The sequence below is a fragment of the Aestuariivita sp. genome (genome assembly GCF_021404545.1).
Lineage (GTDB): Bacteria > Pseudomonadota > Alphaproteobacteria > Rhodobacterales > Rhodobacteraceae > Aestuariivita.
This window is the reverse complement of record NZ_JAAWWD010000018.1, coordinates 12213-30527: the sequence shown is the minus strand read 5'-3', so window position 1 is coordinate 30527 and position 18315 is coordinate 12213. Positions and strand designations below refer to the sequence as shown.

General features: G+C 61.3%; 16 protein-coding genes, 1 pseudogene and 2 riboswitches. Of the genes and pseudogenes, 5 read left to right on the top strand and 12 right to left on the bottom strand.

Annotated features, from left to right (window positions below; all coding sequences use genetic code 11):
• Together HEP69_RS08225 and HEP69_RS08220 are read left to right on the top strand one after the other, a co-directional pair.
• Positions 1–445: transposase (locus tag HEP69_RS08225; RefSeq protein WP_290558069.1), on the top strand; the 445-nt coding region annotated here is incomplete at its 5' end.
• 593 nt (positions 446–1038) lie between these two features.
• Positions 1039–1461, top strand: a pseudogene (locus HEP69_RS08220) (transposase); the annotation flags it as partial.
• Between the two features lie 766 nt (positions 1462–2227).
• Here the strand turns inward: HEP69_RS08220 and HEP69_RS08215 are convergent.
• The 5 genes from HEP69_RS08215 to HEP69_RS08195 all read right to left on the bottom strand — a co-directional run bounded on the left by HEP69_RS08215 (position 2228) and on the right by HEP69_RS08195 (position 6841).
• Positions 2228–3019 (bottom strand): cytochrome c1, encoded by a 792-nt coding sequence (locus tag HEP69_RS08215; protein ID WP_290558068.1) that lies wholly within the window; start codon positions 3017–3019, stop codon positions 2228–2230.
• A gap of 15 nt (positions 3020–3034) precedes the next feature.
• Entirely contained in the window at positions 3035–4363 is a 1329-nt protein-coding gene (petB, locus tag HEP69_RS08210) for a cytochrome b (protein WP_290558067.1), read from the bottom strand.
• Positions 4364–4375: 12 nt separating this feature from the next.
• Positions 4376–4939, bottom strand: coding sequence for a ubiquinol-cytochrome c reductase iron-sulfur subunit (gene petA, locus HEP69_RS08205; protein ID WP_290558066.1), 564 nt, complete (start codon positions 4937–4939; stop codon positions 4376–4378).
• A gap of 246 nt (positions 4940–5185) precedes the next feature.
• Positions 5186–5791 carry a glutathione S-transferase gene (locus HEP69_RS08200; protein ID WP_290558065.1) on the bottom strand — a complete coding sequence of 202 codons (606 nt, stop codon included), beginning with the start codon at positions 5789–5791 and terminating at the stop codon, positions 5186–5188.
• Between the two features lie 414 nt (positions 5792–6205).
• Positions 6206–6841 (bottom strand): FMN-binding negative transcriptional regulator, encoded by a 636-nt coding sequence (locus HEP69_RS08195; RefSeq protein WP_290558064.1) that lies wholly within the window; start codon positions 6839–6841, stop codon positions 6206–6208.
• Positions 6842–6906: 65 nt separating this feature from the next.
• A riboswitch (FMN riboswitch) is annotated at positions 6907–7065 on the top strand.
• 113 nt (positions 7066–7178) lie between these two features.
• On the opposite strand from HEP69_RS08195, the gene HEP69_RS08190 reads away from it, so the two are divergent.
• Positions 7179–7613, top strand: a complete 435-nt coding sequence (locus HEP69_RS08190) for a 6,7-dimethyl-8-ribityllumazine synthase (RefSeq protein ID WP_290558063.1) — start codon at positions 7179–7181, stop codon at positions 7611–7613.
• Here the strand turns inward: HEP69_RS08190 and HEP69_RS08185 are convergent.
• The 3 genes from HEP69_RS08185 to thiB are packed head-to-tail and all read right to left on the bottom strand — an operon-like array spanning position 7610 to position 10798.
• Positions 7610–8302: an ATP-binding cassette domain-containing protein gene (locus HEP69_RS08185; RefSeq protein WP_290558062.1), complete on the bottom strand. Its 693-nt coding sequence runs from the start codon at positions 8300–8302 to the stop codon at positions 7610–7612. The genes HEP69_RS08190 and HEP69_RS08185 overlap by 4 nt on opposite strands.
• A complete protein-coding gene (locus tag HEP69_RS08180; RefSeq protein ID WP_290558061.1) occupies positions 8289–9845 on the bottom strand; it encodes a thiamine/thiamine pyrophosphate ABC transporter permease ThiP in 1557 nt (518 codons plus the stop codon). Before HEP69_RS08180 ends, HEP69_RS08185 begins: the two co-directional genes overlap by 14 nt.
• Entirely contained in the window at positions 9821–10798 is a 978-nt protein-coding gene (gene thiB, locus HEP69_RS08175; protein ID WP_290558060.1) for a thiamine ABC transporter substrate binding subunit, read from the bottom strand. The genes HEP69_RS08180 and thiB overlap by 25 nt, the downstream gene beginning before the upstream one ends.
• A gap of 38 nt (positions 10799–10836) precedes the next feature.
• A riboswitch (TPP riboswitch) is annotated at positions 10837–10940 on the bottom strand.
• 287 nt (positions 10941–11227) lie between these two features.
• Between thiB and aroC the strand changes: the two genes are divergently transcribed.
• Together aroC and HEP69_RS08165 are read left to right on the top strand one after the other, a co-directional pair.
• Positions 11228–12331 carry a chorismate synthase gene (aroC, locus tag HEP69_RS08170; RefSeq protein ID WP_290558059.1) on the top strand — a complete coding sequence of 368 codons (1104 nt, stop codon included), beginning with the start codon at positions 11228–11230 and terminating at the stop codon, positions 12329–12331.
• The gene (locus tag HEP69_RS08165) at positions 12328–13188 is read left to right on the top strand and encodes a CobW family GTP-binding protein (RefSeq protein WP_290558058.1); all 861 of its coding nucleotides are present in this window, start codon (positions 12328–12330) and stop codon (positions 13186–13188) included. The genes aroC and HEP69_RS08165 overlap by 4 nt, the downstream gene beginning before the upstream one ends.
• A 385-nt stretch (positions 13189–13573) precedes the next feature.
• Here HEP69_RS08165 and HEP69_RS08160 read toward each other — a convergent pair whose 3' ends face one another.
• The 4 genes from HEP69_RS08160 to HEP69_RS08145 form a co-directional block, all read right to left on the bottom strand.
• A complete protein-coding gene (locus HEP69_RS08160) occupies positions 13574–15199 on the bottom strand; it encodes an iron ABC transporter permease (RefSeq protein WP_290558070.1) in 1626 nt (541 codons plus the stop codon).
• 118 nt (positions 15200–15317) lie between these two features.
• Positions 15318–16022, bottom strand: a complete 705-nt coding sequence (locus HEP69_RS08155; protein WP_290558057.1) for a M23 family metallopeptidase — start codon at positions 16020–16022, stop codon at positions 15318–15320.
• A 163-nt stretch (positions 16023–16185) separates the two neighbouring features.
• Positions 16186–17427: a phenylacetate--CoA ligase family protein gene (locus HEP69_RS08150; protein WP_290558056.1), complete on the bottom strand. Its 1242-nt coding sequence runs from the start codon at positions 17425–17427 to the stop codon at positions 16186–16188.
• A gap of 25 nt (positions 17428–17452) precedes the next feature.
• Complete coding sequence (locus tag HEP69_RS08145) at positions 17453–18289, bottom strand: ABC transporter ATP-binding protein (RefSeq protein ID WP_290558055.1); 837 nt, start codon at positions 18287–18289, stop codon at positions 17453–17455.
• Between the last annotated feature and the right edge of the window lie 26 nt (positions 18290–18315).

Genomic DNA, 18315 nt, shown 5'->3' with positions numbered 1-18315 from the left:
GAAGACGCGCAATCTTTTGACGGGACAACGGACCCAGACAATCAATGCATTACGAGGGCATTTGGCGGAGCACGGGATTGTCGCTCCCAAGGGTCCTCAGCATCTGCCCCGGTTGGAAAAGGCGGTGGTTGAGATTGCAGAACGCTTGCCGCCCGAAGTTCCCCAGCTTTGCCAGATGTTCTTCGATCTTATCGCCGGGTTGAGCGAACGTATTGATGAGCTGACCCGGCACCTTCGCGCAATCGCTCGACAGAATGATGTTGCACGTCGGTTGATGGCCATGCCGGGGATTGGGCCAGTGACGGCGGTGTCGATTGCTGTGCTGGCTGCACCGCCGGAAATGTTTTCCAAGGGGCGGGACTTCGCAGCCTGGATTGGCCTGGCACCTCGCCAGCATTCAACGGGTGGCAGGACAAGGCTCGGCAAAATATCGACCCTCTCGTGACATTTCCTTCGGAAATGCACTGTCGGGCAGAGGATGGGCCAAAAAGATCTGCGACGATTGCTGATCATCGGTGCCATGTCGGCGGTCCAGGCAGCGCAAAGGCGCAGCGGCGCGCCGGAGGGGACATGGTGAGCGCGCATGTTGGCATGCAAACCCAAGATGCTGGTTGCTGTCGCACTGGCGAACAAGATGGCGCGGATGGCATGGGCGATCATGGCTCATGGCGGCGTTTACGAGACCCCTGCCAACGCCTGAGCGCGGCGGTAGGCTGGGGTGTGGTGGTTCTGAACGGAGGTCATGGCAAAGCGTCGAAGAGATCAGGAATGGGAAAACCAGTAATGTCCCGAGTAGCTTGCGCTACGGCCTCTCGTTTTGGACCTGTTCCTCGAACTCACCATGAGGGCCCGCGACGTTGAAGGTCGCAACCAGAGGCCGGATACACGAAGGAACTCGACTGCACGGCCAGAGCCAAGGTGAAAGAAACCACTTGCAACCCCGGGGGCGTCCATACACGGGACATCGCGATGCGATGCGATGCCCTGCAGCGCAGTGGATGAAACCTCGGTGAAAACAAACCTGACCGGGCTCAGAGGGTGGGCACCGCGCGGGGATCGCCTGATCATGGACGCTCCGTTCGGATCGTGGGGTACACAGACCTTTATCGCGGGCCTCACCGCCGACGCCATGATCGCGCCCTGGGTCATCAGGGGCGCGATGCCTCTCGTGACATTTTCTTCGAAAATGCACTGCCGGTAATAGATGGCCCGGCCTTTGCGGCGTATGTCGAGAAGGAGCTGGCCCCGGAACTGGGTCCCAGCACCGTCGTCATTCTGGATAACCTCGCCACCCACAAGAACGCTGTCGCGGCCAAGGCGATGGGGGACGCAGACTGCTGGTTCCTCTTTTTGCCGCCCTACAGTCCGGACCTCAATCCCATCGAAATGGCGTTCTCAAAGCTCAAGGCCCATCTGAGGCGGATCGGCGCACGGACGTTCACCGACATGTTCGACGCCATCGCGGAGGTCTGCGAACTCTACTCTCCGCAAGAGTGCTGGAACAACTTCAAGGTTGCCGGGTGTGTCTCAGGTTAACGGCAGGACTGAATAGGCGAGCGTCGGCAGATGAAAGCCCCTACTTCTGTCAAAACGCGCCACACGCTGTTTGAGGAAGCTTCCCGGAGGACCCTTTTGATAGGGGAGGAGATTGCGCTGAACGGGCCGAAGCTCAGTCGCCCAAATACTGTCTGGCCCACCCCGTTTAGGGAGAGCTTTGAGACACCTCGTCACGGCAGCCCCGACGCATTTCGCAGAGATCAGAAGATCCTCTACCGTCCGAGAAATCGCTATGGGTGCCAGTGATCAGATTGCCGACCTCGCGCAAGACATTGCTGTGGCTGAGCAACAACATGTTCTTTCACAGCCTGCTCGTAGGCCCTTGCGCATAGGGTTCGCTCGCACGGAGGGATCGTTTGCCTGATCGCGTATCAAGACATCACAGCCAGGGCCGGTTTTTTTTGGTGGATGGACGTTTCGCTAAGGTTCCTGCGCCTCGATCAGCGCGCATCTATTAGAGAAGCCGAAAACGATCCGACTGCTTCCAGTCCATTTGATGGGATCTAGACAGCGCGACGACATGCGTGTTTTGGCTGAAAGGACCATAGGAACTTAGGTATTTCATCCGAATGCCTATGGCCCGGCCACCCGTTCCGGGCGATGGCACTTGCGAAAAAACCCCGCGCTTCTGGGCGCGGGGTTTTCCGATCTTGCGTTGCGCTGACCGTAATCAGCTGGATTTCTTACCCTTGACCGGCGCCCAGATGCGCTTGTTGGTCAGGTAGAGCAGCACCGACAGGATCGTCAGGAACACGACCCCGACAAATCCGGCCTGCTTGCGCGCCATCATCTTGGGTTCTGCGGTCCACATCAGAAAGGCCGCCACATCTTCGGACATGCTGTGGACGGTGCTGGGATGCCCATCCGCAAACTCGATCTGATCGTCGAAGAGAGGTGGCGCCATAGCGATCCACCCGCCCGGGAACGACTTGTTCTCATACAGGATCACCCCGGCCTCTTCCTTTTCCTCACCGGTATATTCAGTCAGCAGAGAGGCAATGTATTCCGGACCGCCCATCCCCTTGAAGAGCTGGTTCAGACCCAGACCGTAAGGCCCATGAAATCCGGCGCGTGCCTTGGCCATCAGGCTGAGGTCAGGCGCGTTCTCAAGACCCGACATCGGGAAATGATCGTTGGGTGTTGCAGACCGGAAGTCATCGAGCGCGGGGTCGAATACCTCAAAAGTGTCGGCCGCATAGGCTCGCACCTGATCCATTGGCAGGTTTGGTCCGCCCTCGTCGGCCAAGGTCCGAAGCGGCACATATTGCAGGCCATGGCACGCCGCGCAAACCTCGGTATAGATCTGAAGCCCGCGTTGCAGCTGGTTTTGATCGAAAGTCCCGAAGGGACCCTCGAACGAGAAGTCGAAATCTTCGACATGGCCGGACTTGCCCGCTGCAAAGGCCGAACCCGCGGTCAAAGCCAAGGCCGTGATGGCACCGATCGTCAATTGTTTGATCATCGTTTTCGGTCCTCTTTATTCGGCCGGCGTGGCGTCGCCCGCCTTGCCGTAATGCGCGTCGAAGTCTTCTTCGATCGTCTCGGGCTGCGGGTCAGGCTTCTCGATCACGCCCAGAAGCGGCAGGATCACCAGGAAATATGCGAACCAGTAGGTGGATCCGATCAGAGCGATGTAGGGATAGATCCCTTCGGCGGGCATGGCGCCAACCCACATCAGCACAAAGAAGTTCACGACAAACAGCCAGAACCACCATTTGAACATCGGGCGATACCGTCCCGAGCGCACCGACGAGGTATCCAGCCAGGGCGCCAGCGCCATCACAACGATGGCACCGAACATCGCCAGCACGCCAAAGAACTTAGCGTCGATGATCCCCGCCGTCAGGAAATCCGCCGCGATCACGATCCACACATCGGTGTCGAAAGCCCGCAGGATCGCGTAGAATGGCAGGAAGTACCATTCGGGCACGATATGCGCGGGGGTCACCAGCGGATTGGCCTCTATATAGTTGTCAGGGTGACCCAGATAGTTGGGCATAAACCCCACAACGGCCCAGAAGACGGCCAGGATCACCGCAAGTGCGAAAAGATCCTTGATCACAAAATACGGCCAGAATGGCAGCGTGTCTTTCTCGGCCTCTTCCTTCGATCCACGGCGCACCTCAACCCCGGTGGGGTTGTTGTTCCCCGTGGTGTGGAAGGCCCAGATGTGCACGACAACCAGCCCCGCAATCACGAAGGGCAGCAGGTAATGCAGCGAAAAGAACCGGTTCAGCGTGGCATTGTCCACGGCCGGTCCGCCAAGCAGCCAGGTCTGCAACGCATCGCCGACAAACGGGATCGCGCCGAAAAGACCGGTGATCACTGTGGCTCCCCAGAAGGACATCTGGCCCCAAGGCAGCACATAACCCATAAACGCCGTGCCCATCATCAGCAGGTAAATCAGCATGCCGATAATCCACGTAATTTCGCGTGGGGCCTTGTAGGAGCCGTAATAGAGCCCGCGCAGGATATGCGCATAGACGGCCACAAAGAAGAGCGACGCGCCGTTCTGGTGCAGATAGCGCAGCATATGCCCGCCATTGACGTTGCGCATGATATGCTCGACGCTGGCAAAGGCCATATCCACATGCGGCGTATAATGCATCACCAGCACGACGCCGGTAATGATCTGCAAAACCAGGCAGAAGGTCAGAACGATCCCCCAGATCCACATCCAGTTCAGGTTCTTGGGCGTGGGGATCATAATCGTGTCATACAGCAGGCCAACAATGGGAAGGCGCTTGTGCAGCCACTTCTCACCGTTTGAACCCGGCTCGTAATGATCGTGCGGAATTCCGGACATCAGCGCGTTTCCTTATCCCAGTTGGATCGTTGTTTCGTCGATGAACTCGGCCACGGGAACCGGCAGGTTCTCGGGGGCCGGACCGCGACGGATACGGCCTGACGTGTCATAGTGCGACCCGTGACAGGGGCAGAACCACCCGTTGAAGTCGCCCGCGCCATCGCCCAGCGGCACACAGCCCAGATGGGTACACACACCCATCATCACCAGCCACTCACCGGCCTCGTCCAGCGCGCGGTTCTCGTCGGTTGCCGGAACATCGCCTGTGATATTTGGATTACGAGCGATCGGGTCGGGCAGATCGCTCAGCTCGACGGCCAAGGCCTCGTCAATCTCTTCCTGCGTGCGGCGACGGATGAACACGGGCTTGCCCAGAAACTTGACGCTGATCTGGGTGCCGGTTTCCACACCGCCAACATCGACGCGGATCGAGGACAGCGCCTGCACATCCGCGGATGGGTTCATTTGGTGGACCAGCGGCCAAATCGCGGCTCCTGCGGTCACGGCACCCGCACCTGCGGTGGCGTAGTAGAGGAAATCCCTACGGGTGCCTTCGTGGTCTTCTGCGTGCGACACGAGGTTTACTCCATTTCAGGGCCAATACGGGCCATACAAATCTTCGGGCCAAACCCGCCGGGGTTCAGCCGTCTCCGGCGGGTATTTAGCGGTGTCCTATAGGGCCGTCCAGTCACCAAAAACGCGCAGGACGTCGCAGGTGCGTCAAGCGGTCGCGAAATACCGGTTTTTCCGGGTTGAGCCCCGACTTCCGCCAGACCTCTGCCCAGGTTTCACGCTTTGTGACCGATTTGGATTGCGGACAGGTTAACCCGAGGGCTGAGTCGCTGCCATACTCTCACGCGAATCGAACTCGGCGAACCACGCCGCCAGATTCGGGTGAGCATCCCGCCAATTCCGCGCTTCATGCCGGAAATCCAGATAGCTCAACGCGCAGCCCAGCGCGATCTGCCCCATGTCGACCGGTCCCGCAAGATGACTCATCCAGCGGTTCTCAAGCGCATCCAGCGCGCGCACGACCTTGGCCCATTGTCCTTCAAGCCATGTTTGCGATCGTTGCTGCTCCTCGCGAAACCGGCTCTCATAAACCATCAACACGGCCGCATCCATCATCCCGTCCGCTGTCGCTTCCAGCGTGAGCACTTCCCATAGCCGCGCCTGCGGATAAAGACCCGCGTCGCCCCGATCGTCCAGAAACCGGCAAATCACCCGGCTGTCATAAAGCGTCGGGCCATAATCGCGCACCAATGCAGGGATCTTGCCCAGAGGATTGGCCGCGATCAGATCATCGGACGGTCCAGCGGGCGAGGCGATGACCTCGATCTCTTCGACCTGATCGGCCATGTCCGCCTCGCGCAACATCACCCGCACCTTGCGCACAAACGGCGACGGCGCGGCCATCATCAGTTTCATCGGAGGTCTCCTTGTCGTTATCCAGGAGAGCCTACTGTCGGGTGGGCGGAATTGATACCCGCGGAATGACGGGATCCGAGGGGATCGCCGGTCTTGCTATTCGGGTCGGTCGCGGCCACCACATCAGCCTGATCGGTGCGGGGCATCTTGCAATCGCAGGCTCTCGTGCCAATCATGACGTGATACGACGGCCCTTGCGAACTCACCCTCCAGAGGGGGCCCTGTTGGGTGATGAGGGCAGTTGCATTGCTATGTGCCGGCGGCAGGTCGCATTTGCCCGGCAGCGCGTGCAGGCAGGGTGATCGGCCTCGGCGTGCCGGGCACGATTATCTCCAAGCGACGGTGAGTGTCGCTGGATATTGCATAATCCGGCAGACTGACAGTCCTCAAACCTGTTGCCTCGGTGCGCCCGCCTTAACCGGGCCGATCGCCCAAGCGCCGGGTCATCTCGGCCAGTTCGGCGGTTTCCATGCCCATCCCGGATTTTGAGACGTGATCCGCCGCCCGAAGACGAACTGTCTCAGGCTTGTTCTGGTTCATCTTCCATGTGCCCTCCACGCTGTCGATCAAAAACGCACAAGGCACGATCTGACGCATCATCCGCTCCATCAGATCCGGCGTCATCTTCGCGCTGGTCCAGGGAGCCTTGGGGCGCAGCCGGTCTTCAAAATGTGCAGACTGGCGGTCAAGTAGCGCACGTAGTTCCTTTTGGGGCCGCAGCTCCAGCACACCGATCAGATGGACGGCGACATAGTTCCAGGTCGGCACCTGATCCGGCACGCCGTACCAATCTGGCGAGACATAGCTATCCGGGCCCGAGACGGCGATCCGCGCCTTGAGAGGGTCTTTGGTCAGCGCACGTGCAATCGGGTTGGAACGTACGAGATGGAGATGCGCCCGGGCACCATCCTCATCCAGAAGGAACGGGACATGGCTGAGCATCGGGGCTGCATTCGCCATGGCCACCGCCAACATGCCGAACCCGCGCGCGCGGGCAAAGGCCCGGTTCGCGGCCGCATCTTGGGTGTGAAAGGCCCGGTTGGGATGCATTTGGGCAAACCTTCTATCTGATCTCTCGATCCTATTGCCAAGGCGCGCGCGCTTTGCAACCATGCAGATGTTCTCAGGGCGGGGTGAAATTCCCCACCGGCGGTATATCGGCACGACCGATGAGCCCGCGAGCGCTCCGCGTTATTCACCGAATGGCCGGAGGTCCAGCAGATCTGGTGAGACGCCAGAGCCGACGGTGACAGTCCGGATGGAAGAGAACGTGCGCGACTTGACCCCTGCACCGGGGTGATGTGGCGTTCGTATCGCCTTGGGTGACGTGTCTACGGCGTTTTCGGATCGTTCTGAAATCACCGGTAAACCTAAAGGAGGATACAATATGACACACACCCGCTATGCATTCATCAAAGCCCGTTGGCACGCCGATATCGTGGATCGGGCGCTGGATGGATTTCTCGAATTGATCCCGGCCGCGCAGGTCGATGTCTTTGACGTGCCCGGCGCGTTTGAAATGCCGCTTATTGCACGGGATCTGGCGGCGACGGGGCGCTATGGGGCCGTCGCCTGCGCGGCGTTCGTTGTCGATGGCGGCATCTACCGTCATGAGTTTGTGGCCCAGGCCGTAATCGACGGCCTGATGCGCGCCGGGTTAGATACCGGAGTTCCGGTGCTTTCCATCTCACTCACCCCGCATCAGTACCAAGAGACCGACCACCACAGCGCCATCTACCGGGCGCATTTTGTGGAGAAAGGGAAGGAGGCCGCCCGCGCGGCCCTTTCGATCACCCAAACCCGTGCCGATCTGGCAGCCTAGCCAAGATAGGCACGCAGCGCGGGCGACGGGTTGGCCAGCATCTTGGTTGCCGATGACGGCGGATGTGCCTGCCCGCCTTCAACAAGTATGATGTCGTCCGCAATGCGGGTGGCATCCCCGGGATCATGGGTGACCATCAACAGGGTCGCGCCCGTCTCTTCGACCAGCCGTTCCACAAGATCCAGCATCTCGTGCTTCAGCGCGGGTCCGAGCGCGGCGAAGGGTTCGTCCAGAATGAGGATCGGTCGTGCCTGGCTCAGGACGCGGGCAAGGGCCGCACGGCTTTGCTGGCCGCCCGACAGCTCCGCCGGTTTGCGCGCGCCCAGATCGCCCAATCCCACTTCCGCCAGGGCCGCATCGACCCGCGTCCAGTCCCCCACGCTCAGTTTGAGATCCGGGCGCACGCCCAGGGCCGCATTCTGGCGCACGCTGAGATGGGGAAACAGATTGCCATCCTGAAACAGCATCGCCACGGGCCGTTTGCCAGGCGCCATCGCTGTGATCTCCGCCCCGTCCCAGAAAAGACGCCCGGTGATGGCCTCATGAAACCCGGCGACCCCGTTCACAAGCGTGGATTTTCCCGACCCCGACGGCCCCATAACGGCGACCTTGCGCCGCTTTGCGACGTTCAGATCCGCGGCCAATCGAAACGAGCCGTTCTGAAATGTTACCGCATCAAGCCGCAGCACCGCGTCGCCCTCCTGCGTCGAACGCCCAAAAGAGCACCAGCGACAACACCAACAGCAGCAATCCCGCGCCCGCCGCCGTCTCCATCTGGTACGCCGCCATCAACCGGTACATCTGCAAGGGCAGCGTCGCCAGTTCAGGGTCCGCAAACAAAGCGATGACGCCAAGATCGCCCATCGACAGCGCTGCCGCCAATCCTGCGGCAAAGCCGATGCGCGGCATCAGACGCGGCAGCAGCACATGGCGCAGATAAGGCCAGCCCCGCATATCGAGAGAGAGAGCCAGCCGCCCATAGCCCCGTGCCACCTCGCGCGCGCCGGGCACCAGGATGCGCAACGCGAAAGGCAGTGCCATCAGAGCGTTGACCAAAGCCGTTACGGGCAAGGCCAGGCTCTGCGGGTTCACAAACGGGTTGAGCATCACAAAGAACCCCGTTCCGATGACCAAAGGTGACGCCGCAAGGCCAAGGATTCCCGCCACCTCCACCCGGCTCGCCGATCCTGCGGCAATGGCCCAGGACATCGGCAGCGCCAGTGACAAGAGCACCGCCGTGCTCCCCAGCGCCACCAGGACCGACAGACCGGCAGCATGCCAGACCTGTACTGGCAGATGCCAGATCGCGGCCAGCCCCGAGAGCACGATCGCCGAAAGCGGAAGCAGCAGGAACAACGCCGCCAGCGTGATCAACATCGTATCCTGTGCAATCAGCCGCCGCGCGCCGACATCCCAACGCCGGACGGGTCGGTCCAAGCCGGTGCCCAGAGCCTCGAACGGGGTCAGGCGCAACGCGATCACGGCGGCGATCCCGGCCAGAGCGATCTGGATCACCGACAGCCAGGCCGCCCGGCTGAGATCGAAATCAAAGCTGAACGCCTGAAAGATCGCCAGTTCCACCGTGGTGGCACGGGGGCCTCCCCCCAAGGTCAGCGCCACCGCGAAACTGGTCACGCAGATCGCAAAGATCACCGCCCAGACGCCGGGCAAGGTGCGCGCCAGCATAGGCCGCTCGATCAAGCGCGCGGTCTCACCCGCGCCAAAGCTAAGCTGGGCGGCCAGGCGAAACTGCTCGGAGGGGACATCGCGCCACCCCTGAAGCAGCAGTCGTGTGGCCAGTGGCAGGTTGAAGAACACATGTGCCAGAACCACGCCGTGCAGCCCATAGATATGCAGCGGCGGCAATCCCACCCAGCCCAGCACGGTGCTGACCCAGCCGCTCCGCCCAAAGACCGCCAAAAGACCAAAGACCGCAACGATCACCGGCAGGATGAACGGCGCGCCCAACAGCGTCACCAATGCCCCGCGCGCAGCAAACTGCCTGCGCGCCAGCGCCCGTGCCACCGGTACGGCCAGCACCGCACTGAACGTGGCCGACAGGGCCGCCTGAAGAACGGTGAAACGGATCGCGGCCCAATCGGACGGACCAAGGCCCAAAGACGCCTCCGCCCGCCAGAACACGGCACAAAGCGCCCCCAGAATCGCCGCCGCAACGACCGCCGCCGCGACAGATCCCCAAACCGGGTTTACTGGCTGAGCGCGTCCAGCCATTCAGCCAATGCCTCATCTCTGACCGTTTGAGCTCGATCGGCAGGCAACAGAAGCGCCGCGCCCGGAGCGATCAACGTCTCGAACCCCTCGGGCAGGCCGCCCGCAGGCGTCACGGCGGGATACATCCAGTTGGTCGTGGGGATCACAGACTGGAACCCATCCGTCACCATGAACTGCAAAAAGGCTTCTGCCAACTCGGGCTGGTCGGAGGCGGCAAGCTTGGCGGCAACTTCGACCTGAAGATAATGCCCCTCGTCAAAAAGAGCCGCCGCCTTCGACGAATCCTCCTCGGCGATAAGGTGATAGGCCGGCGAAGTGGTATAGCTCAGCACCATATCCGCCTCGCCTTCGAGAAAGAGACCGTAAGCCTCGGACCAGCCCTTTGTCACGGTCACGATGTTATCGGCCAGCCCCTCCCAAATCGCAGGCGCCTCGTCACCATAAGCCGCCTTGACCCACATCAAGAGGCCCAGTCCAGGCGTGGAGGAGCGTGGGTCCTGAATAACGATGCTCAGATCGCTCTCGGCCAACGCGCGGAAATTCGCGGGCGCGTCTAGATCGGCAGCGTGCACAAAGGCAAAGTACCCCCAATCATAAGGCACAAAGACCGGGTCATTCCAGGCCACCGGCAGATCGTAGGTCGCGCGAACGCCATGCGGCGCAAAAAGCCCCGTCTCGGCTGCGGCCGCCGTCAGGTTGGTATCGAGCCCCAGCACGATATCGGCCTCGCTGCGCGCGCCCTCGAGCCGAATCCGAGCGAGCAGCGCGGCCCCGTCGCCAGCCGCCACGAGTTTCAGATCGCAGCCGCAGGTCTCTTCAAACGCCGCCTCAATTGCCGGGCCAGGGCCCCAGTCAGCAACAAAACTGTCATAGGTGTAAACGGTCAGTTCAGGGGTATCGGCCCAGACAGCCGATGCACTCAAAACGCCCGCAGCAAACGCAAGATACTTCATGTGGCATCCTCCTTTTGCGGCGACAGGGCAAGGGAGGATGTCGATCCCGTAACCTTCCCTCCGCCGGTTCTAGCCGGTTCAGGTTCAACGGGTTCGCATCGCGCATCTCAGCTTCGGTCAAAAAGCACCCCGAGGTAGGGCCTTGTATAAGAACGCAGAGCACCGGAGGCAAGACGCTGCTCCACAATGGAGCGGCTGCGCCGCACATGAATCATTTGTGCGCGGCCGCACGCGCCTTGGGACGCTGTCCCAAACCCTGGGAATATTTAAAGCCAGAAGAAGCAGGGCGACCTTGTTATTCTCTTCTTCGAAAATACCGGCGGGGGAGGCCCGCAGGGCCGGGGGCAGAGCCCCCATCGTCGCGCAACATAGCTTGGCTTTGCGCGCGGTTCCACGTATTGCCCCGACAAGAAAATCCGGAGATCCTTCATGTCGTTCAATACATTTGGCCGTATGTTCCGTGTCACCACCTGGGGCGAAAGCCATGGTCCCGCCTTGGGGGCGACGGTGGATGGCTGCCCGCCCGGTGTGCGGGTGGATGAAGCGACGATCCAGCACTGGCTGGACCGCCGCAAACCCGGGCAGAACAAATACACCACACAGCGGCGCGAAGCGGATGCGGTCAAGATCCTGTCAGGCGTGTTTGAGGGCCAAACCACCGGCACTCCCGTGCAACTCATGATCGAGAACACCGATCAACGCTCCAAGGATTACGGCGACATTGCCGAGACATTCCGCCCGGGTCACGCCGACATTACCTATTGGCAGAAATATGGCATCCGCGACTATCGCGGCGGTGGGCGCTCATCGGCCCGCGAAACGGCCGCGCGGGTGGCCGCGGGCGGGCTGGCGCGGGAGGCAATCAAGGCGCTGGCCCCTGGTGTGCAAATCACCGGCTATATGGTGCGTATGGGCGAACACGAGATCAACCGCGACAGATTCGATTGGGATCAGATCGACCGAAACCCCTTCTGGGTACCCGACGCTCAGGCCGCAGAAACCTGGGCAGGGTATCTTGATGGTCTACGCAAGTCCGGCGGCTCGGTCGGCGCGGTGATCGAGGTTGTGGCACGCGGTGTCCCTGCCGGACTGGGCGCCCCGGTCTATGCCAAGCTCGACACCGATCTGGCCGCAGCCTGCATGTCGATCAACGCCGTCAAGGGCGTCGAGATCGGAGAAGGTATGTCGGCGGCCATACTGACCGGAGAGCGCAACGCCGACGAGATCTTCATGGGAAATGACGGTGAGCCTGTCTATAGCTCCAACCACGCGGGTGGCATTCTTGGCGGCATCTCCACGGGCCAGGATGTTGTGGTGCGCTTTGCAGTCAAACCGACCTCGTCAATCCTGCAACCACGCCAGAGCATCACCAAATCCGGCGAACCGACCCAGATCATTACAAAAGGCCGCCACGATCCCTGCGTGGGTATCCGTGCCGTGCCCGTCGGTGAGGCGATGATGGCCTGCGTGATCCTGGACCATCTGCTGATGCATCGCGGTCAGGTTGGAGAACATCGCGGATCAATCGGATGACTCCACTGCCCGTTACCGTGATCGCGGGCTATCTGGGCGCAGGGAAAACCACGCTGATCAATCGTCTGCTGGCCGAAAACCACGGTCTGCGCCTGATGGTGATCGTAAACGACTTCGGCGCGATCAATATCGATGCCGATCTGCTGAACAGCCATACAGACGACACCATCGCGCTCACCAATGGCTGTATCTGCTGTACGATGGGCGATGATCTGCATCGCGCATTGGATACCGCCCTGGATCGCCGCCCGCGCCCGGATCATCTGATCATCGAGGCCAGCGGTATCGCCGACCCCACCGTCATCGCCAACGCCGCCATCGCCGAGCCCGACCTGAGCTATGCCGGTATCGTCACGCTGGTGGACGGGCTGAACCTGCCAGACCTTGTGGATGACCCTCAGATCGCACCACAGATCCGCCGGCAAATCGCAACCGCCGATCTGGTGCTGGCGACCAAAGTCGGCGCCCTCACGCAAGCGCTGTCGGATATCTTGACCAAGCTCGAGGCCAGGACGCCGCAGCTTTTGGGTGATACCGCACTTGCCCCTCTGCTATTCGGACTAACGCCGCTCCCCAAAGGGCGCAGCGACGGACCTCATCCCGCCTATACCACGTGGCACCATCACAGCGACCACCCGTGCAGCCGCGCGGAACTGGCCGAGAAGCTGGAAAATCGCCCCCAGGGCCTCTACCGCTTCAAGGGGCTGATCCTCACCGATGATGGCGGCTATGAGGTTCACATCGTCGGCCGTTATGTCTCGGCCCGCCGGGTACGGACAGACAGCACGCGGCTTGTCGCTCTGGGACCGGCCAGCCGGATCACGCCCGATCAGATAGAGGCTTGGTGGCAGGCTTAGAACATGGCTTCGCAGGTGCCCGGAAACCTACGGAATGCCCGCCTGTCAAAAGGCAAACGCAGACACACACTGAGCGCAGACGCCTGTTTGGCACGGCACTCCCGAACAAGACGAACGCGCCATGAACAGTACGGTGGATACTATTTCTGGGATGACGACCCGTATCAATCGCGATGGATTAAAGCGCCGCTGTCGGTTGGGACCGAATCTGCGGTTACGCGTCGTCCGGTAACCTTACGCCAGAGGCTCCCGCGGGCGTCACAGACATCCCAGACCGAAGACCCTATAGCTTTTTGAGTTTAACTTGAGGCATCTTTCACCGTTCTTCGCATCCGATCGAAAGGAGAGGCAGCGACAAAGTGATTCAAGTCTTACTCGAAACGCTTTAATGCCGCCGTCCGACCTGACGACATATCAGGATCACCGGCAAGAGCCCCACTGCAACGATCACCAAAGACGGCACCGCCGCCCCTTCAAGCCGTTCGTCGCTGGCCAGCCGATAGGCCTGCACCGCAAGCGTATCATAGTTGAAGGGCCGCATGATCAGCGTCGCAGGCAGCTCCTTCATCACATCGACGAACACGATCAACAATGCCGTGAGCAGACTTGGGGTCAGGATCGGCAAATGCACCCGCCTGAGCGTGCCCACAGGCGTTTGCCCCAACGAGCGCGCGGCGGCGTCCATATTAGCATGCACCGTGCTCTGCCCGCCTTCATAGGCGCCCAGTGCAGCGGCCAGAAACCGCACCATATAGGCCCCCACCAACAACCAGATTGATCCGGTGAGCAACAGGCCCGTGGAGTAATCGAATGTCGCCCGCATCCAGGCATCCAGCGCATTGTCGAACGCCGCAAAGGGCACCATCAACCCGACCGCGATCACCCCGCCGGGCACGGCATAACCCAGCCGCGCGGCATAACCTGCCGCCGCAGCGCGACGCCCCGGCCTCAGGCGCTGATAGAACCCGACCGCGATGGCAGCCAGGACGGTCAGAACCGCCGCCGCACCGGCCAGGGTCAGGGAGTTCTGGATGAACCCGACATAGCGACGGCTCAACAGATCCTGTTCCGATCCCAGACCCATCTCAAACAGGACAATGATCGGCAGAATGCACCCGAAAAACACCGGCACACCGCACAGCGCCATGGCCAGACCCGCGCGCCATCCCGTTAGTTGCGCGGGCGGCATCGTCTGCCTGCGCTTGCCTGTATTGTGATACCGCGCCTCGCCCCGCTGGTATCGCTCCAGAACGGCCAATAGCAGCGCAAAGGCCAGAAGGCACAGTGCGATCTGCGCCGCCCCGCCCCGGTCGGCCATGGCAAACCAGCTTGTATAGATCCCCGTGGCCAACGTCTGCACCCCGAAATAGGCCACCGTTCCGAAATCGGCGATGGTCTCCATCACGGCGAGCAAGACACCGCCCGCGATCGCGGGCCGCGCCATAGGCAGGCTGACCCGCCAGAATGCCTGCCAGGCGCTCTTGCCTAATGCGCGTGCGGCCAGAAAGGCGGTGGCGCTTTGCTGCAGGAAAGCGGCACGTGTCAGCAGATAGACATAAGGATACAGCACCAGGGTAAGCATCAGGGCCGCCCCGCCCAAAGACCGGATTTCAGGGAACCAGTAATCGCGAGGCCCCCATCCCATCACATCCCTCAGGGTCGATTGCACAACCCCTGGATGATCAAGCACATGGGTATAGGCATAGGCCAGCACATAGGCCGGAAAAGCAAGTGGCAGCACCAGCGCCACTTCCAGGATCCGTACACCGGGAAACCGCGTCATGGTGACCAGCCAGGCGGCCCCGACCCCAATGGCCAGAGTGCCGGTGGCCACCAAACCGACCAGGGCGAGCGTGCTCGCGGCGTATCGCGGCAGCACAGTCTCCATCAAATGGCTGATTGTGTCGGTTCCGCCGGTCAGGGCCGCCACCAAAACCGCCAGCATCGGCAACACGCAGATCGCGGCAATCAAATAGGCCAGACCCGCCAATGCCCGCGCACCACCCGAGATATGGCGGCGGGTGGCATGGGCGGCAAATACGCGGGTCTCGGCCAAGGGGGGGTCCTCGTCGCGGGCTGGGATCGGTCGATCCTCCGCTTATCCAAGCTTTTTGATAAGGTTTCCAGCCCTAACCGCCCCGGCAGACCACCGGGTAGGTCGTGCGAAACGGGCTGAGAGGGATCTTGCGACCGGGCTCGAAACAGGTGACACGCCCCACACCCTCCACCCAAAAGAGATGCGGATCCATCGCCTCGCTCCCGCCTTCGGGACGCGCCCGAATAACCTCGAAATGCAGGTGCAGAAAACCACCGGACAACACACCGCTGGCGCCAAGCTGTCCAATCTGCCGACCCCGGGCCACCCGATCGCCCGCGACCACATCGCGGTTGCTCAGATGCAGATACCGGGTCACCACCCGCAATCCGCTCTCGTCTGCCCCGTGATCCAGTTCCAATGTATGGCCATAGGCGGGATCAAAGAAGGCCCGCCTGACACGTCCAGGTGCCGCGGCAAGAACCGGCGTGCCGCGCGGCGCATGCACATCGAGACCCACATGCGCATCCGTCGTGGCCCCGTCGAACACGGTGTCTTGCGCCGGCCGGAACTGCTGGGTGATCGACGGCGCATCGGTCGGCATCACCACGTCTATCGGATTGGGATTACGCGCGTTATAGCTTATCGACTCCCCGTAAGGCGCCTCGGCACAAGCCGACAATCCAAGGCAAAGAACCATCCATCTCCGCATCTTCACGCCCCGCGATCCATCCGCCGCAAGCTCAAGAAAGACTTGTGCGGCCCCGTCCTTCTTCTTGCCAAAAATACGAGAAATCAACGCCTCCCGAAACAGCGCGCACCTGAAAGGCTTGCGATACGACCGATACCAGAGCCTTCCTGCATCTCCGGAGCGGCCCCCGGGAGCCGTTCGGAACCGGCTCCTGGCACCTCGCTGCGCGCAGCGCATCATGATTATCTGGCGCCGCAGGCGCGCAATTGGATCAATCGTAGTTGCGCTGATCCTCGATCACCAGGCCGTCCTTGGGCAGGCTTCCAGGCACCACGACCTCTACTGCACCCTTCATCTTCAGCACATCGACAACCGACGCCGCAAAGCTGTCGGAATTGCCAGAGGCCGCTTCGATGCGCACCGTCATCATATCCATTTCACCATCCCGGCTGGCCACAACGCGCGCTTTCACGATCTCGTCATGACGCGCTACCAGAGCGGCAACCTGTTCGGGGCGCACGAACATGCCCTTGATCTTGGTGGTCTGATCGGCACGGCCCATCCAACCCTTGATGCGCATATTCGTACGCCCACAAGGACTGTGCCCGTCCATCACCGCGCTTAGATCGCCGGTGGCAAAGCGGATCAGCGGGTAATCGGGGTTCAGCGTGGTAACAACGACTTCGCCGACCTCTCCTGGGGCGACGGGGTCGCCGGTGCCAGGGGTGACGATCTCCACAATCACATGCTCGTCAACGATCATCCCCTCCATCGCGGCGCTTTCATACGCGATGTTGCCGAGATCGGCAGTCGCATAGCTTTGCAAACATGTAATACCGCGATCCGCATAGAACTGACGCAGCGACGGAAACAGCGCGCCCCCTCCGACCGCCGCCTTGGAAAAACCAAGTGCGACACCCAACTCATCGGCCTTGTCGAGAATGACCTTCAAGTAGTCTGGCGTTCCCGCATAGGCCGTGGCGCCCACATCGCGCGCCGCGGCCACTTGCAGGTCGGTCTGGCCGGTACCGGCTGGCAGAACAGCGGCCCCGACGGCGCGCGCGCCGCTCTCGAAAATCATGCCAGCCGGGGTTAGATGATAGCCGAAGCAGTTCTGCACCACATCGCCCGCACCAAACCCCGCGGCATGCAGAAAGCGCCCCATCCGCCACCAATCGTGATCGACACTGCCGGGCTCGTAAATCGGGCCGGGAGATTGAAAGATATGGGCAAACGCGCTGGCAGGTTTCGCTGTGAACCCCCCGAAGGGCGGATGCGCGCCCTGCGCCCGGCTGAGCTCGGATTTGCGCAGCACCGGCAACGCGGCCAGCGCCGCTGCATCCGTGACAACGTCAGGATCCACACCTGCCAAAAGATCGGCGTAGCCGACCGCGTCCTGGGCCCGGGCGATTTGCGCCGGCAAACGCTTTGCCAGATCTGCCGCGCGCGCATCTGGCGTCCGCGTCTCCAGCTCATCGAAAAATGCGTCCATGTCGGTCCCATCGCCTCTCATGTCCTGTCCTTTCGCACCACAGGGCTCAGCTCAGCCACCGTTTGCGGCGTCGATAGCTGCGCACATCGCGAAAGCTTTTGCGGCCCTCATCCGACATACCCAGATAAAACTCTTTGACGTCCTGGTTCTCGCGCAGGTCATTGGCAGGGCCATCCATGACCACCCGACCCGATTCCAGGATATATCCGTAATGCGCGAACCGCAGCGCCACGTTGGTATTCTGTTCGGCCAAAAGGAAGGTCACGCCCTCCTTTTCATTGAGGTTCTTCACAATGCCGAAAATCTCTTCGACCAACTGCGGCGCGAGCCCCATCGAGGGTTCGTCCAGCAGGATCGTCTCGGGCCGGGACATCAGCGCGCGGCCAATGGCCGTCATCTGCTGCTCTCCGCCGGATGTATAGCCGGCCTGGCTTTTGCGCCGCTCTTTGAGGCGCGGAAAATAGGTATAGACAAGGTCCAGATCGCGCATGACCTCGGCCTTCCCATCGGTACGGGTATAAGCGCCGGTCAGCAGGTTTTCCTCGACCGTCAGGTGTTCAAAGCAGTGCCGCCCTTCCATCACCTGGATGACGCCCTTCTTGACCAGATCGGCGGGGTCGGAATGGTGCACGATCTCGCCGCGATATCTGATGGATCCTTTGGTCACCTCGCCGCGTTCGGAATGCAGCAGGTTCGAGACCGCTTTGAGCGTTGTGGTCTTGCCTGCCCCATTGCCCCCCAACAGAGCAGTGATACCGCCCTTGGGCACACGCAATGACACGCCTTTGAGCACGAGGATCACGTGGTTGTAAATCACCTCGATATTGCTCACCTCCAGAAGGGTGTCGGTCTGGATCTCGGGTGTTGTCTCGGCGTCTAGCATCGCTGGGACCTCTGTCTGGAGTTAGG

Coding starts and splice junctions, on each gene's coding strand:
- HEP69_RS08165 (WP_290558058.1), top strand. CDS start 12,328: ATGACTCCACTGCCCGTTACCGTGATCGCGGGCTATCTGGGCGCAGGG.
- HEP69_RS08150 (WP_290558056.1), bottom strand. CDS start 17,427: ATGAGAGGCGATGGGACCGACATGGACGCATTTTTCGATGAGCTGGAG.
- HEP69_RS08195 (WP_290558064.1), bottom strand. CDS start 6,841: ATGCATCCCAACCGGGCCTTTCACACCCAAGATGCGGCCGCGAACCGG.
- thiB (WP_290558060.1), bottom strand. CDS start 10,798: ATGAAGTATCTTGCGTTTGCTGCGGGCGTTTTGAGTGCATCGGCTGTC.
- HEP69_RS08180 (WP_290558061.1), bottom strand. CDS start 9,845: ATGGCTGGACGCGCTCAGCCAGTAAACCCGGTTTGGGGATCTGTCGCG.
- HEP69_RS08190 (WP_290558063.1), top strand. CDS start 7,179: ATGACACACACCCGCTATGCATTCATCAAAGCCCGTTGGCACGCCGAT.
- HEP69_RS08215 (WP_290558068.1), bottom strand. CDS start 3,019: ATGATCAAACAATTGACGATCGGTGCCATCACGGCCTTGGCTTTGACC.
- petB (WP_290558067.1), bottom strand. CDS start 4,363: ATGTCCGGAATTCCGCACGATCATTACGAGCCGGGTTCAAACGGTGAG.
- HEP69_RS08200 (WP_290558065.1), bottom strand. CDS start 5,791: ATGAAACTGATGATGGCCGCGCCGTCGCCGTTTGTGCGCAAGGTGCGG.
- HEP69_RS08145 (WP_290558055.1), bottom strand. CDS start 18,289: ATGCTAGACGCCGAGACAACACCCGAGATCCAGACCGACACCCTTCTG.
- aroC (WP_290558059.1), top strand. CDS start 11,228: ATGTCGTTCAATACATTTGGCCGTATGTTCCGTGTCACCACCTGGGGC.